The following is a 13,721-nucleotide window of genomic DNA, read 5'->3' on the forward strand; positions in this document are numbered from 1 at the left end:
ACCGATCTACTTGTATAAGGATTCAGGATTTCTCGCCAAATCACGAGTGATATTTTTTTGGTGAGCTTCCAGAGTGCCGCCCCCGATTTCAAGCAGCTTTGCGTCTCTCCAAAGTCTTTCAACAACGTACTCGCCGACGTAACCGTAACCACCCAAAACTTGGATCGCACGGTCCGCAACGTTTTTCGCCATTGTTGTCGCCACTAGTTTAACACCGTCTGAATCCAGACGATTTCCTTCTTTGTTCAAATCCATGCGACGAGCTGTTTCGTAAACATAGGCGCGAGCTGACTTATATTCCGCATAGCTGTCAGCGATATAGCGCTGCATTTGACCGAAGTGATTCAAAGATTTACCGAATGCTTCACGCTCTGTTGCATAGCGGTTCATGATTTCTACCGAACGACGGGCGATGCCCAAAGACATCGCCGCCAATGTCAGGCGTTCGATTTCAAGGTTGCGCATCATGTGTAACATCGAATCACCTTCGTGACCGATCAAAGCTGAAGCCGGTATTTCGCAGTCCTGGAATACAAGCTCTGCTGTGTTCGAACCACGCATACCCAATTTGTCTTTGATTTTTTGGCCCACTTGGAAGCCCTTATGATCTTTTTCAACCAGGAATGTAGAGACAAGCGCACGGCCGTTTTTCTCGCCTGTTATCGCATACACCAAAGTCAAATCACAAGGAGTATTGTTTTCGTCGATCGTGCCGTTGGTGATCCACATTTTGCGGCCGTTTAAAATCCAGCCGTCACCTTTTTTCTCGGCGCGGGTCTGCATCCCCATCACATCGGTACCGACTGCCGGCTCAGACATGGACATAGAGCCCACCCACTCGCCCGAGCATAGTTTTGGAAGAACACGCATACGCTGTTCATCATTGCCATTCACCGCGATGTTATTCACACAAAGCATCGAGTGCGCAAGGTAGGCCAAAGCAAAACCTGGATCAGAGGCGGAAAGTTCCTCATGCACGATGGCCGCTGCGGTTGCGTCCATACCTGCTCCGCCAAATTGTTCAGGAACTGTGATCCCCAAAAGACCCAGTTCGCCGACTTTTTTGAACAAGCCAAGATTGAATTTTTCGGAACGATCGTACTCGTGAGCTTGAGGTTCGACTTCAGCTTTGGTGAAAGCGTTGACAGTTTCACGCAACATGCTGTGCTCAGGGGTTGGATTGTAAAGATCAAATTCTTTCCAGTTAAAGGACATGGTAGCTCCTACATATATAGAGTAGCGAATCTAGAAAACCCCTAGGGATTCCGCAAGGCTTAGCGCCCCTAACGCCATGCAGTAATGGCAAATTTCACGCCCTCCAAGGAAGAATCTGGACGCTTCCTCATCATAGGCCTAACCTAGGGGCAGTATTGACGGAGATTTCTATGATCGCTTCAGTTTTGGGCATTGGAACAGAATTGGTCGACGGCCAAATAGTAAATAAAAACGGAGCCTGGATTTCAGAGAAACTGAAAAATCTGGGACTCACTACCAAGCTCCACCTGGTCATTCCTGACGACCGAAAACTCATTTTGGAATCCCTCGATTATTGCGGGCAGTATTCTGACTTGATGTTCGTGACCGGTGGTTTGGGCCCCACGTCCGATGACTTCACTCGTGAGATGATCGCGGAGTGGGCGGGCCTGAAACTAAAATGGGACGAGGAATCATGGCAGCACATCAAGGACCGTTTGGAGCCGCGTGGTTACGTGGTTAAAGATATCCAAAGGCAGCAATGTTATTTCCCAGAAGGTTCGCGCATTATCAAAAACAACGAAGGCACGGCCAACGCTTTTTTCGTTGAAGCCAAAGGTAAAAAGATTTTTGTTCTGCCGGGCCCCCCTCGCGAGATTGAATCCGTGTGGAATGCTGAAATCTATCAATGGCTGAATAAAAATATCGAAGGCATGGATCCCTTCATCACCCGTCACTGGGACACAATCGGCATGGGTGAATCGGATGTCGCGACACTGGTTGAGCAAGCTCTGGCTAATGTGAATGTTGAAAAAGGATATCGTGTTCATCTTCCTTACGTAGAAGTAAAAATGTCCTTTTACAAATCACAAGAAGAAAAAATGCGTACCCATGTTGAGCGCGTGACCGAGGCTTTAAGGGCGATCACCGTCACTCGCGATCAACAAGACGTGCCGTTGATGTTATCGCTAGCTTTGAAAAATCATCAATCCGTCAGCGTTCTAGATTCCTGCACTGGGCAATTTCTATTGAATCGCCTGATGCCAGTGATGCGTGAATTCATGACCGGGAAAACTTGGACCTATTCAAGTCATGCGATTGATGACCAAGCACAAATAAAACTAAGCATCACGCCCAAGGATGAACATTCGGCACTTGTCAGCGTCGAGCGCAGAAACAAAAGATTTTCAGACATCATCGTGGCACCTTATAAAGCCATGCCGATGAAAGAGCGTCGCGCCCAATACTTTGCTGAAATGGCGATGATCTTTTGGCTTCGACATCTTTAAAGGTGCGAAACACCAATAAGGCCCTATTACGCTAGGATGGTTTTCAGAAAATCTTTAAACCAGTTTTGGCGCGCAAGCTCTTTGCGATAATAGATGTAAAATTCGACCGGCTGTTTCTTACACCAATGCGAATAGGCCTGGGTTTCATCAAAAAGGTGCCAGGTCCTGTTTCCGGAAACAGTGCTTCCAGAAACAGGACCTGGCACCATTCACAATCTGCGAGCGTGCCGTTCACTTTCTAACACTACTTAATGTTTGCGAGCGCTTGTTGACCGACCTTTAGAGCGTGCTCCTGAATATCCTTAGGCCAGTCCGCAATCATTTTTTTAAATTTTTTAGCGTCATTCGCATACATCGCTCGAAGTGCCTCTTCGTAATTAGGAAGATCCCCGGCCATGGCATGCATAAACTTATAAACAGCTTCTTGCGCTTGCCGAATTTGGTCTTTGGCGAAATTTTTCTTTTTCGCTTCTTCGATGAGTTTTCGTAAAGTCACTGAAGCACCACCAGGTTGCAAAGACAGCCATTCCCAATGTTGAGGTAACAACGTCACTTCTTTAGAAACTACTCCCAGTTTGGGACGGCCTGGTCCCGATTTTTTTTCTTCTGGTTCGACCATCGCCTCAAGTCGTTTTGTAACGGCTTCCACAGTGCCTCGGAGATCTAGCTCCACCTGTGCGCTGGTGACGTCATCAAAGATCAATACATTTTCTTTGCCATCTTTTAGATATTTTTTAACTTTCAATGCAACTGCCAGCACGTCACCTGATGCAATTATTTTCGTTCCCGCAAATGCCGTGCAAGTCCGATCCATTCTAGGTCCCATATAAACTCCTAGTGCCCTGCTGGCGCTTCGGCAGGATCCAATTTCATCGCGCCTTTGTTTTTTCCCATCACGTCTTTATTGATGAAATACATCATCACCAGAGCCAACAGCGACAATGCCGTCATCACATAACCAATAACATCATAGTGAAGCATAGCACCTGACGAATCTTGAGCCACGATGGCGCCTGCTAAGATAGCTCCTAGCCCACCCGCCATTTGCTGCAAAGAAGCACCAATAGACATAAAAGACCCACGGCTATCCGCAGAGGGAATCGCAGACATCAAAGTTTGCGATGGAATCATCCGCGAGAAAATCCCCACGAACATGATCGAGTTGATCAACATCACCATCGGCATCGCAGTCACTCCCAAATGTGTGTAAATCAGAACTGTCACAATGCTGATAATACTTCCAAAAATGAACGTATTGAAGTTTCCAACCGTATCGCTGATCTTACCCACCAGAGGTCCAATCAAAATAGAAGCGAACCCCGTCACCAAATAAATCATTGGAAGATGCTCTAAAGAAATTCCTAAATTATGAACAGTGAAGGCACTAGAAAAAGGCATCAACATAAAACCACCAATGGATAAAATGGCCGTCGTTACAAAGGCCAATAAATATCTTGGATTAGTAATAGTATGTGCCAGGTGAACAAAGGCCTTTTTATCTGTTTGCAGAGCCAAATGGCCCGTCACCGGTTCCATATGAATCCAGAGGAAAATTCCAGCAATGGCGCTGGCTATGACGATCATAATAAAGGGCGCATGCCATCCTAGGTGGTTGGAAAGATACAATCCCGCTGGCAGACCCAAAATCTGACTGGCAGCAAATGCCGTTTGTAAATAACCCATGACACGACCACGTTGCTGTAAGGGGAAGACATCCGTTGTGATTGCCATCACAATAGAGCCAATCACTCCCCCAAAAAGTCCCGTCACAATACGGGCAGCTAATAAGAAATGATAATTCGGAGCTAAACCACAGAATAAAGTTCCCAAGATAAAGCCGACGTAAAAAAACATCAGAAGTTTTTTACGATCAAACTTATCCGCAAACCCCGCTGTCAGCATTCCGGAAACAGCGGCACTGATTGCATAGGCAGAAACCACAGTTCCAAACTGACCCGCCGTGATGTTCAGTCCCGGCATCAGAATCGCCCCGAGCGGAGCTAATATCATAAAATCGAGAATGATCGTAAATTGCAGAAAGGCCAAAAGACCCACCAAGATTTTTTGCTTTTTAGTAAAGACCAATGCTGATCCGGAGGGAATTTTTTGAGTTTCACTTGTCGCCATCTAAAATGCCTTTGAAAAGGTTGATGGAAACAATATTACCCGGGTTTTATTAAAAATGCAATATCACCCGGGTAATAATAATTGAACCCGGGTAAATCACTGAATCCGCTAGGGAATAACTTAAACGCAAAATAAAAAAGCCCCCGTCTTTCAACAGAGGCTTTCTTAAAACATTCAAAATTTAAAAAGGTACCGCTTACTTTTTGGGTTTGATTTGCAAACCTTTAAGAGCGTCCCCTAGGGAGCCGAAACCGGAACCGGATGCCGGTTGGTGAGCTCTCCATGTGTGGTCTTCGCCTGCACCTGGAACACCCAATGAAATTTTCTTGTCTTCGAATTTGATTTCGTCGATTTGCACGGCGATATCATCACCGCGTTTTTTATTTTCGAATTGAGCACCATCAACATGATCGCGCCATTTTGCCTTTGGCAAAAGGCCCGTAATGCCTGGAGCGATGTTTACAAACAGTCCGTAAACTTCTTTCTTTTCAACTTTTCCGTTAACCACAGTTCCCACTGGGAATTTTGCCGGAACGGAATTCCAAGGATTGCCGTCACCGTCGGCCTGCTTCATTGACAATGAAAGCTTCAACTTGCCATCGATCTCTTCCATTTTCAAAAGCTTCACAGTCACAGTTTGCCCTGGAGAGACAACTTCTTGAGGGCTGTGCACGCGCGACCACGTCAGCTCTGACAAGTGGATCAGGCCTTCGACACCTGATTCAAGCTCAACAAATGCGCCGAACTTCTCCAAACGAGTGATACGACCCTCGAGAATCGCGCCTACTTGCACTTTCTGCATAAAGGCACCTTCGTTTTCAACTTTTTGCATTTCCAAAAGTTTACGACGAGAAACCACGATGTTGCGTTTATCAAATTGCGTGATCAAGAAATCAAATTTCTTACCCACGTATTCAGATGCATCCGTCACGAAGCGAGAATCAATTTGGGAAATGGGGCAGAACGCTGTTTTGCCTTGAACGTTAACGCGCAAACCGCCGTTAACAACTTCAGTCACAGTACCAGATACCGGAAGCTCCATATCGTAAGCGTCTTCCAAAGAATCAGCTTCCGCAGATTTTGAACCTTTCATCGTCAAACGGATCTCGCCACCTTTTGTGGAAAGAACAACAACGTCGATCATATCGCCTACGTGATATTTTACTTCTTTGTTTTCATCCAAAAGGTCTCTGGTGAAGATCATACCATCCGTGGGAGTACCAGTAGAAACAAAAGACTCTTCCTTACCGATAGACAGAATTTCGCCACGAATTTTATCGCCCACAGAAACGCGGGTTTTCAACCCACCCGCTTCAGATTGTGCAAACATCGCCTCGAAGTCTTCGAAGGATTTACCAGAATCAATATCATCACCAAAAATATCTTTTTTACTCATACTTTCTCCGCAAAAAGGAATCTCTAAGGTGTACTCAATCCCCCCTTGAAGGGCAAGTCAGCACCCGACCTATGCCTTGATTGCCGGAGCGAGTTAGGCACAACCTACAGTGGTGCCACAGTTAGGACAGCGGTAACAGCCGCTCGTAAGCACTGTGTCGCTTCCGCATTCTGGGCATTTCATCGTAAATTTTGGAACAGATTCGGCCTTGGAACTCTTTTTCTTAACGTTCAACGGCTGACTGAGTTTGCTGCCATCGCGATATACAGCCACCGCCTTGACCCCAAGCTCCCAGGCAAGGAAGTAAATGCGTCCAATGTCGTCTTCAGTTGCGGAGTGAGGCAAGTTCACTGTTTTTGAGATCGCTCCACTAATAAACGGCTGAACCGCAGCCATCATTGTTACATGGCTCTCCGGGGACAGCACGCGCCCGCCAGGTGCAGCGTTGGCGCAGTCAAAAACTGGCAAATGCTCATGCTTAAATTCAGGGCAACCAACAAGAGTGTTATGTTCCGCGATAAATGCCACAATACTTTCAATTTGGCGCTCATCGTAGTCCAAAACTTTTAAAGCAGACTTTACGGATTGGTTGACGATCTGAATTTCCCCACCACCCACCAGTTTCTTTAATTTGATCAAAGAAAAGTCAGGTTCAATTCCCGTGGTATCACAATCCATCAACAAACCAATCGTACCGGTTGGAGCGACGACTGTCGCTTGTGCATTTCTGAATCCGTACTTGCCACCGTTATAAACGACCGCTTTCCACAAATTACGAGCAGCTTTATCCAAACCTTCAGGCAAGTTCTTCCACGCGATTTTATTCAATGCCTTTTCGTGCATCTTCATGACATTGATCATCGGTGTGCGATTCTTTTTAAATCCCGCGAACGCGCCTTTTGCCCGAGCCATCTCGGCACTGGTTAAATAGGCAACCCCCGTCATCAGCGAAGTAATGGAACCCGCCCATGCTCGCCCCTCGTCACTGTCATAAGGAATTCCCTTACGCATCAGCAAACTGCCCAAATTAGCAAAGCCCAAACCCAAAGGGCGATAGTCATGGGAGTGTTGCGCAATCTTTTCAGTCGGATAACTTGAATAGTCGACTAAGACTTCCTGAGCGATAAATAACGTGCGTGCGGTGTGAATAAAAGATTCAAAATCGAAGCTGCCATCGGCATTCAAAAATTTTACTAAATTGATTGAAGCCAAGTTGCACGCAGAATCATCCAGAAACATATATTCAGAGCACGGATTGCTCGAGCGAATTTCATTCGTGTTCGGGCATGTGTGCCACTTGTTGATGGTGTCGTGGAATTGAATTCCAGGGTCCGCGCACATCCAGGCGGCGTGATTGATTTTCTTCCAAACATCCGCAGAAGGGACTTCGCGCACCACCTTGCCACTGACTCTAGCAAGCAGTTTCCATGGCTTTTCATTTTGCACAGATTTCATAAATTGATCTGTCACGCGAACCGAGTTGTTTGCATTCTGGCCAGAAACCGTTTTATAAGCCTCACCCTCAAAGTCTGCGCTAAGGCCCGCTTGAATCAAAAGCTTAGCTTTTTGCTCTTCGTTCATCTTCCATTCGATGAAATCCAGAACTTCAGGATGATCAATGTCGACAACAACCATCTTAGCTGCTCGACGAGTGGTACCTCCAGATTTGATGGCACCGGCGCCGCGATCTAATACCTCGAGGAACGAAATCAAACCCGAACTGTGCCCCCCAGAATTGAGTGGTTCGTATTTGCTACGCAAAGTGGAAAAGTTACTGCCCGTTCCTGAACCATATTTAAATAAACGCGCTTCGTTTTTGGCCAACTCAAAAATTCCATCAATAGAATCATCCACACTTTGGATAAAGCATGCTGAACATTGGGGACGTTCATAGGCATTCTTGGTTGGCTGAATGGATTTCTTTTTTGCATCCCAAGCATAATGCTCGCTGGGTGAAACAATCTTATACGCTTCAAATAAGCCCGCGTTAAACCAGACAGGGCTATTAAACGCTGCACGTTGGGACAGAAGAATATATTTCAATTCATTCTTGAAAATATCCGCTTCTTTTTTTGTTTTAAAGTATCCGCCCTGCTTAAGGGCACTGGCCGCGATGGCCGTCACCACGCGGTCCACGAGTTGTCGCACGGATTTTTCATGGTTTGTTTTGGGAACTCCCGACTTGCGAAAGTATTTGCTGGCAGCAATTTCTACAGCAAGTTGAGACCAGCCTTCGGGCGCCTCGACATTTTTCATGTCGAAGAAAACTTCGCCTTTGCGATTTTTTATTTCGCAATGAACCTTTTTCCACTTAAACATGCTCTCAGGATTTTTTCCTGCGGGAACAAAATAACTTGTACTGTGCAGTGTTTGATTCTTCATACAAGTATTGTAGGAGAGTTCCCCCTGAAGAGTATCTTGATTCCTGAGACTCTACAAACGTCTGGCTTACCGTCGCAGCGGTATCGAACAGACATACTACTCGAGCATTCATCTTGATTATCTTTTTGCAACGGAGGTACGAAATAGCAGCAATGGACTGTTTATTTCGAGTTAAGCAACCGTTAAGAAGATAACTCATAATTTTTTAACAGGACCGTTACAGCATGGAACAACCGATTGAAAAGCGCAAACTGCTGATCATCAAGTCACATCCGCAAAGTCTTGGACCTGTTGAAGGATTCCTAAAGAATCGCGATTGGGATATTAAAAGCACCCATAACTTAAAGGAAGCAATGGTCTTTCTGGTGCAAAACCAACCACAATTTGTCATGGTGAGTATCGATCATCCAAATAAAAAAGTCAGAAATCTTCCAAAAGTTCTGAGCCAAGCATTTCCAGTGTGCGTGATCGCATTTGCAGAAAATTCGACACCGACCTCTGTCAAAGTTTTGAATGACTGTAATGCGGGATATGCCATTTATCACCCGATCACCGGGCCTGCTGTTGAACGGATGGTTAACAAATATCACAAGGATCAATCACAGACTAACAACGCCGCCGCCGCCCAAAGAACTTGGGACAATGCCGGTGGTTCAAATTCAGGTGTGATCGCCATTCGTGGGGGCGAAGCAGGTGCCGATGGCACAACGGCTTCTTCGCAAAATTTTTTAGCAAATTTAATGGGTGCTCTTGAAGGGAACTCCACAAGTGGAAGCTTTGCTGGGTTTGGACAAGGAAGTCTTAACGAAAGCAACATCGCTGTTCAACCTGGAATGGCCGGGTACATTCCTCCAACATCACCCGATTCAAACGTCAATGGTCCTTTTATGAGGGATCCTTATGCCAATCCCACTGGCATTTCTGATTTGGGTGGAGCCCGTGGTTCCCAAAGTGCATCGGATGCCCTTGATCCAAATGATCCTAACTATGACCCTTATGGTGATGGCGGTTCTTCTGCCTACTCCAGTCGTAAAAAGAACGACACCATGTGGGCTCCGGTCGAAGAAACTGCTCGCACTAAAAATTCAAAAGGCCTTAAAGAGACGGCTGATGAAGTTGCCAAGGATCCTGGTTCTCTCATTCTTAAGGGCACTCGCGAAGCGATGGATAAAGCCTGCATCATCACCGAGAAAAAACGTAAAATCGAAATTGCTACCAACGTCGCCTGCATTCTTGTCGAGTCAGGTCGTTTTTCTGGCTACCTGGTTGCGGCGATGGCTCAACATTTAACGATTGATGTTCAGTTCGTCGAAAAAATCCGCACTCGCCTGTTTAAGTTTCTTACTGAAAACGGCGAAAACCTATCGAACAATGAGACGATGCCCATTCGAATAAAACAAGTTCCTTTCGCTGCATGGGCCGTGGAGCATGCAGAGTTTCTGCGCAAGTCTGTTCATGAAGGAAACGAAGTGGCCATGGCCTTTTTCCCGAATGCAGAATTAAAAGCTGATATTGCTCCGTCACCCGATGAAGAAATGGCAGCCGTCAAAATAAATGACATACGCACCGATGTGCCTGTCGAATTTAATTTGTATGTCCACTTGCCGCGCAACAATCGCTATGTTTTGTATACTCCGCAAGGCGGTGTGTTTTTAGGCGAGCAAAAAAACCGATTGGTAAATCAGGGTGTCACCCAGTTGCATATTCTGCGGATGGAGCTGCAAAATCTGGATAAATACCGTGCTCAAAACTTTTTAAACGATAAAATCGACGAGTACGAAGCTCAGCAAGAAAATGAAGCGAAGGATCGTAAGAAATCCGTGGCTTCCTAGGATTCCTCTTGACCGCATTAGGACCCCTTACTAACTTTGGGTCCATGGAAATCACATCAGAGAAGCTCAGCACCGCCGCTCAAACAGCGTCCGACAAAGGACTCTATTTGGATTACAATGCTACGACCCCTGTGGACCCGCAGGTCTTCACTGCGATGGAGCCTTACTTCAAAGAGTTTTTTGGAAACCCCGCCAGCGTAGGACACCATTGGGGCTGGGCAGCTGAAAACGGCGTTCAAAAAGCACGCATGCAAGTTGCTTCTTTTATTGGTGCTAAATCCTCTGAAATCACGTTCACATCCAGCGCGACTGAATCCAACAATTGGGTGATCTTTGGTCTGCTCTCAAAACTTCGTGAAGAAAATCCAAATCAGCCGATTCATTTCATCACAAGCTGTGTTGAACACAGCTCCGTTATCAAAGCGATGTTGGCGGCGGAAAAGCAAGGAGTCGAAGTTGATTTCCTTCCTGTGAATAAATACGGACAAGTCGAAATCGAAACGCTTCGTCAGGCGATCAAACCGCACACGAAATTAATCAGCTTGATCTGGGTCAATAACGAAATAGGCAGTATCAATCCAATCCTCGAGATCGCCCAGCTTGCGAAAGAAAAACAAATATATCTTCACACTGATGCAACTCAGGCTATTGGGAAATTGAAAGTGGATGTCACAGGCATGGGAATCGACTTAATGTCTTTCTCTGCTCACAAAATGTACGGACCGAAAGGTTCTGCTGCTCTTTACATTCGTGGTAAAGATCCTAAGGTTGTACTAAATCCATTGATCTATGGTGGTGGCCAAGAAAAGGGCCTTCGTTCTGGAACTTTAAATGTTCCTGCAATTGTCGGTCTTGGTGTCGCTTCGGAACTTTGCAAAAACGGTCTTGATTCTGAAATTGCACGCATGACTTCGCTGCGCAATCTTTTGTGGAGTAAGCTTCAAGCAGCGATTCCTGGTCTGCGCCTTAATGGCCATCCGATGGAACGCTCGCCTATCAATTTAAATATCACATTGCCTGGAATCAAAGTGGAATCTTTGACAGCGAAAATTCAAAAATTGGGAATCAGTACAGGATCTGCCTGTAGTTCCGGTTCAATGACCATCAGTCACGTCCTAAAAGGAATTGGCCTTTCCCCAGAGGAAGCTCAGTGCACCTTCCGCATTTCTTTGGGCCGCTGGACCACAGAAGAGGATATTCAGCGGGCCGTGGACATCCTTAGCGGCGCCATCCCAACTTGATTTGTATAATATTTTCAGTAATTTAGACGAACTCCCGAGGGGACGGAATCTGACCTCCCCTGAGCTCGGCCTTTGTGGTACACTGAGCGAGCAATTTTCAGGAGATTTTCTATGATCAACATTTCCCCAGAAGCTGCTAGAAAACTAGCATCTCTTAAACAAGATGAAGGCAAAGACGAGTCAGCTTTTCTGCGTGTGGAAGTGAAAAAAGGCGGCTGTTCAGGCCTGTCTTACAAAATGGACTTCGACACGCAAACTCGCGATGGTGATAAGTTCTTTGAGGCTAACGGGCAAAAGATCGCCGTTGATTCAAATTCCATGTTGTACATTCTTGGTATGACGTTGGAGTACTCTGGTGGTTTGAACGGCAAAGGCTTTGTCTTCAACAATCCAAACGCGACAAAACACTGCGGTTGCGGTTCCAGCTTTAACGTCTAAATTTCTCGCAAACCATCTCAGAACATTCGTTGGAACACTGGCCTTTTCATTACGAGCGGGCCATTTTTAAGACCTACATTCGTTCTACGAAATTGGTTTACCCCACTTACTACGTCTAGAACTGCTCCATCTGACCTTTGGCAAATTAGGAAATCTTGAACACTGGACATATCATTGTCCTATGGCGCGAAATTTTTTAGAAATTCACAGTCTACAAAATCTGACGACGGAATTTGAGTTGGTCAAAAATCTGAAAGCCAGACCACTAGAAATTCTTGAATACTCTGACAAATCGTTCACCTTTGAAGCGACTCCAAGAATTTGCGGTTTGGGGACAATCATCCAACTTAAAGGCAAGTTTCACATCGCGGGAAATGAATTTGATTTTTTAGCGACTGGTAAGGTCACTCAAAGCGAATCCTTGGATTCAGGTAAATTTTCGAAATACACAGTTGAGCTTCACCGCTTTGAAAAAGGTCTTTGGGATAACTTCCTGAACGCCAATCTACAATCGCAACTGAACACCGACATGTTGTTCAGGTCCATGCGGGAGCTTGATTAAAATGAAAAACCTGAAGGCCTTGATCGTAGACAGTTCTCCGTCGTACACAAACTTAATCTCCGCAGCGCTGTTGGAAATCGGTTTGCGCACTGAAAACATTTTCGCCACGAAACGTTATACTAGTGCCCGTGAGCATCTGACTGACACCAAGCCTGATCTTTTGATCACAGAATTCCAAATCGATTCCAAATTCGGTTTGGAATTGGTCGCTATACATACCACAAATAATCCCAATAATATTTCCATCATCATGACCCACAACAACTCAAGCTCTTCCATTGCCGAAGCCGCCGAAGAGTTGGTGGATGATTATATCGTAAAGCCCTTCCAAAGCGGTATGCTGGCAACTCGTCTGCGCAATTTAATTGATCGCAAATTGAATCCTAGCGAATACATCAAGCACATTCGTGAGGGAAAACAGGCCTTGTTTGACGGTCTGCTAAAAGATGCCGAACATAAATTCTCCACAGCCCTCCAACATCAAGAAAAACCCACACTGGCGCACTATTATTTGGGTTATACCAAATTCAAAGAGACCGAATACCAATTCGCTAACGATGAATTTATTAAAGGCCTTGAGTTGCAGCCGCTGCACTATCGTTGCTTGACAGGAAAGTTTGATACTTTCTATGAACAAAAAGATTACAACAGCGCTTACACCGTCGCGAATACGATCATTGAAAATTATCCGATCGGTCCAAAACGTTTGGGCCAATTATTCATCTCGGCGGTGTTTGCAGGAAAATTGGACGAGGTTCCCCACTATTTTCAACTTTTCGCACAGCTGGATCATAAAACCACTGAGCTACGCCACGTTTTTTCTGCCGCTCTTTTCACAGCGGGCCGATCGAATTTGAACAACAAAGCTTTAGTGAAAGCGGTAGAATGTTTTGAATTGGGCGTCCAGGTTTTGGGAGCAGATTCTGATTATATTTCCAAAATCGTCAAAGTGTTGCTTCGTGGAGATGCCCAAGCTGTGCATCAAGCGGCTCGTTTCCTGCAACAGTTCCCAGCTAACAAGGTTGGCAGCAAAGAGTACGAAAACCTCTATTTCCTATTTAACTGTAAGACCTTGCCGTTGTCTAAAGTCATCGATCAAGGACGCAAAATGGCATCTCAAAACCGGATGGATGCCGAATCCTATGAAACATTCATTCGCTTGCTTGTAAGTGATAATAAAACAGTTTTGGCTGAAGATATCATTGAACGCTTCCACCGAGCTTACCCAGATCGCCAACGCACTAGTGAAAAGGCCTAAAA

11 protein-coding genes are annotated in these 13,721 nt (G+C 45.7%); 6 read left to right on the plus strand and 5 right to left on the minus strand.

Translation table 11 applies throughout. The annotated features are described in order from the left end of the window. Window positions 1-6: 6 nt before the first annotated feature. The gene (locus B9G69_RS03490) at window positions 7-1,215 is read right to left on the minus strand and encodes an acyl-CoA dehydrogenase family protein (RefSeq protein WP_265437953.1); all 1,209 of its coding nucleotides are present in this window, start codon (window positions 1,213-1,215) and stop codon (window positions 7-9) included. Window positions 1,216-1,385: 170 nt separating this feature from the next. Between B9G69_RS03490 and B9G69_RS03495 the strand changes: the two genes are divergently transcribed. Continuing rightward, window positions 1,386-2,483 carry a competence/damage-inducible protein A gene (locus tag B9G69_RS03495; RefSeq protein ID WP_088616891.1) on the plus strand — a complete coding sequence of 366 codons (1,098 nt, stop codon included), beginning with the start codon at window positions 1,386-1,388 and terminating at the stop codon, window positions 2,481-2,483. A gap of 244 nt (window positions 2,484-2,727) precedes the next feature. Here B9G69_RS03495 and B9G69_RS03500 read toward each other — a convergent pair whose 3' ends face one another. The 4 genes from B9G69_RS03500 to B9G69_RS03515 form a co-directional block, all read right to left on the minus strand. Continuing rightward, a complete protein-coding gene (locus tag B9G69_RS03500; RefSeq protein ID WP_217897735.1) occupies window positions 2,728-3,309 on the minus strand; it encodes a DUF2239 family protein in 582 nt (193 codons plus the stop codon). 8 nt (window positions 3,310-3,317) lie between these two features. Then, window positions 3,318-4,610 (minus strand): MFS transporter, encoded by a 1,293-nt coding sequence (locus B9G69_RS03505; protein WP_088616889.1) that lies wholly within the window; start codon window positions 4,608-4,610, stop codon window positions 3,318-3,320. Between the two features lie 196 nt (window positions 4,611-4,806). Then, complete coding sequence (locus B9G69_RS03510) at window positions 4,807-6,006, minus strand: S1 RNA-binding domain-containing protein (RefSeq protein ID WP_088616888.1); 1,200 nt, start codon at window positions 6,004-6,006, stop codon at window positions 4,807-4,809. Between the two features lie 93 nt (window positions 6,007-6,099). Beyond that, the gene (locus B9G69_RS03515; protein WP_088616887.1) at window positions 6,100-8,388 is read right to left on the minus strand and encodes a vitamin B12-dependent ribonucleotide reductase; all 2,289 of its coding nucleotides are present in this window, start codon (window positions 8,386-8,388) and stop codon (window positions 6,100-6,102) included. Window positions 8,389-8,612: 224 nt separating this feature from the next. On the opposite strand from B9G69_RS03515, the gene B9G69_RS03520 reads away from it, so the two are divergent. From B9G69_RS03520 to B9G69_RS03540, 5 genes are all read left to right on the plus strand, one after another. Then, window positions 8,613-10,220 (plus strand): hypothetical protein, encoded by a 1,608-nt coding sequence (locus B9G69_RS03520; RefSeq protein ID WP_088616886.1) that lies wholly within the window; start codon window positions 8,613-8,615, stop codon window positions 10,218-10,220. 44 nt (window positions 10,221-10,264) lie between these two features. Further along, window positions 10,265-11,461: a cysteine desulfurase family protein gene (locus B9G69_RS03525; RefSeq protein ID WP_088616885.1), complete on the plus strand. Its 1,197-nt coding sequence runs from the start codon at window positions 10,265-10,267 to the stop codon at window positions 11,459-11,461. Between the two features lie 111 nt (window positions 11,462-11,572). Further along, entirely contained in the window at window positions 11,573-11,899 is a 327-nt protein-coding gene (locus B9G69_RS03530) for a HesB/IscA family protein (RefSeq protein ID WP_088616884.1), read from the plus strand. A 181-nt stretch (window positions 11,900-12,080) separates the two neighbouring features. Next, the gene (locus B9G69_RS03535; protein WP_088616883.1) at window positions 12,081-12,461 is read left to right on the plus strand and encodes a hypothetical protein; all 381 of its coding nucleotides are present in this window, start codon (window positions 12,081-12,083) and stop codon (window positions 12,459-12,461) included. Window position 12,462: 1 nt separating this feature from the next. Next, window positions 12,463-13,719 carry a response regulator gene (locus B9G69_RS03540; protein WP_088616882.1) on the plus strand — a complete coding sequence of 419 codons (1,257 nt, stop codon included), beginning with the start codon at window positions 12,463-12,465 and terminating at the stop codon, window positions 13,717-13,719. Window positions 13,720-13,721: the final 2 nt, after the last annotated feature.

Source organism: Bdellovibrio sp. SKB1291214 (assembly GCF_002209355.2).
GTDB lineage: Bacteria > Bdellovibrionota > Bdellovibrionia > Bdellovibrionales > Bdellovibrionaceae > Bdellovibrio.